Here is a 1691-nt window from a genome sequence, read left to right as displayed (position 1 = left end):
TCGCACCTCTCCCAGCGAACAGTCACCACTGTGTTATAGAAAAAATGTGGTGCAGGGAGAGTCCATTACAGCCTTCAAACCGTTCGCTTCGCTCACTGGGACGGGCTAAAGCCCGCCCCTTAACCAAACGTTAAGCGTCAGCACCGACATTCACCGAAGGAAGTTTCAGTGGAAAACGACGATATAGAATTCGATAGTGAGCTTTACTACCGTTATAAGGCAGAACGCATGCAGAGAATGCGAATAGCCTTGGCGGTGATTCCCGCAATGGTTGGGTTAGCGGCAATTCTATTCGCCTCTCTCATTTCCGATTTCATGGACTTCCCTTTTCCAATATCGCGACCGTTTCTGAGCCTCGTCGGCCTCGCTTCGCTCCTGGTATCGGGCATGGCGATTTTGATGATTTACCTTCAAACCGGCTTTAAGAGGCAACCGGCCCAAAACTTTGATCACTTACGATATGAGGATGAGCTAAGGCGGCTCAGAAACCGGCTCGAACACAGCGCTTCCATCAGCACGTCAGAGCTGAAAGAAATGCAGAGTGAACTCAAATACCTGCGTCAGCGTGCTGACCAGGACAGCCGCATAAATGAGTTAATTACAGAAAACGAAAAAGACGAGCTTGTCTCACGCATTAAGGAAAGTATCGAAAGAGAATCATCTAAAGAGATTTATCAGGAAACGCTATCAAAAATTCAAGATAAGTTGGCAAACCATAATCGCCTAAAAGAGGTAGAAAGCGTGTTTATGGCAACTCTTGAGAGACTTCGCGATGAGACAAGTGCATTGGGGAGAAGAGGAAACCTAAACCTAGGCTTGGGCATTCTAACAACCATAATTGGGCTCGGAATACTGGGATACTTCGTTATTGAAATAGATGCTATCCCGGAAGATAAAACGGCCTTCGTTGCATACTTCATTCCGCGACTATCGCTTGTGCTTCTTATTGAGGTGTTTGCTTATTTTTTCCTCAAACTCTACAAGGCTAGCCTGCAAGAGATTAAGTATTTTCAAAATGAAATGACAAATTCTGAGGCCAAACTCGTTGCACTGAAATGCTCAATAATGACGTCCGATGCGCCAGCGACGTCCGAGGTGATCAGAGCGCTCGCTTGCACGGAGCGGAATGGGGTTCTTGAGAAAGGACAGACCACCGCAGACATCGAAAAAAATAGAATTGAACAGCAAAATATTTCCGTGATTGCGGACAAGGTGTCGAGTCTTCTTGGATCGAGGAAATGAGCTTAACAAGCGCGTCAATTAGGACGCTCGCAAGCTCGCGCCTATTACGCGAACATTAGGCCAGCAAAGAGGGAACGAAACCATGGCATGGACTGAAGAAGAAATGAAAGTTGCAGAGTGGATGCTTGAGCAATACAACAAGCATCAACGCTTGTCGCAATCATCTGCTGCGCGAGGAATACGGACAGAATTTGGTGAGCAGCACGTTTACAAGAACAAGCAAAGAAACTGGGCAATAAACAAAGGCATTCTTGAGGCCTTCAAAAAATTAACGCCTGAAGGTGTCGTCTGGAGCCGCAGCACTCAAACCTGGCGCGCTCGTCGTGCATCTGATCCCGAAGATACCCGAATGGTACGTTGAGCCTAACAATGCGTATATGGACTCTCCCCACAAGCAGTGAGGATAGCTTTTTCGATCCTGTCGTCAGCGCGGTTGCATTCGTATATCC

2 protein-coding genes are annotated in these 1691 nt (G+C 47.2%); both read left to right on the top strand.

All coding sequences use genetic code 11. The features are described from left to right. The first annotated feature begins 168 nt into the window (after window positions 1–168). Complete coding sequence (locus GM154_RS25470; protein WP_219654315.1) at window positions 169–1242, top strand: coiled-coil domain-containing protein 30; 1074 nt, start codon at window positions 169–171, stop codon at window positions 1240–1242. A gap of 82 nt (window positions 1243–1324) precedes the next feature. Beyond that, window positions 1325–1603, top strand: a complete 279-nt coding sequence (locus GM154_RS25465; RefSeq protein WP_219654312.1) for a DUF6953 family protein — start codon at window positions 1325–1327, stop codon at window positions 1601–1603. Window positions 1604–1691 lie beyond the last annotated feature (88 nt).

Origin of the sequence: Pseudomonas sp. MAG002Y, assembly GCF_019400845.1 — a bacterium.
In the GTDB taxonomy this organism is placed as follows: domain Bacteria; phylum Pseudomonadota; class Gammaproteobacteria; order Pseudomonadales; family Pseudomonadaceae; genus Chryseomonas; species Chryseomonas luteola.
The sequence above is the reverse complement of the archived record's forward strand: the minus strand, read 5'-3'. Positions and strand labels throughout refer to the sequence as shown.

Coding starts and splice junctions, on each gene's coding strand:
- GM154_RS25465 (WP_219654312.1), top strand. CDS start 1,325: ATGGCATGGACTGAAGAAGAAATGAAAGTTGCAGAGTGGATGCTTGAG.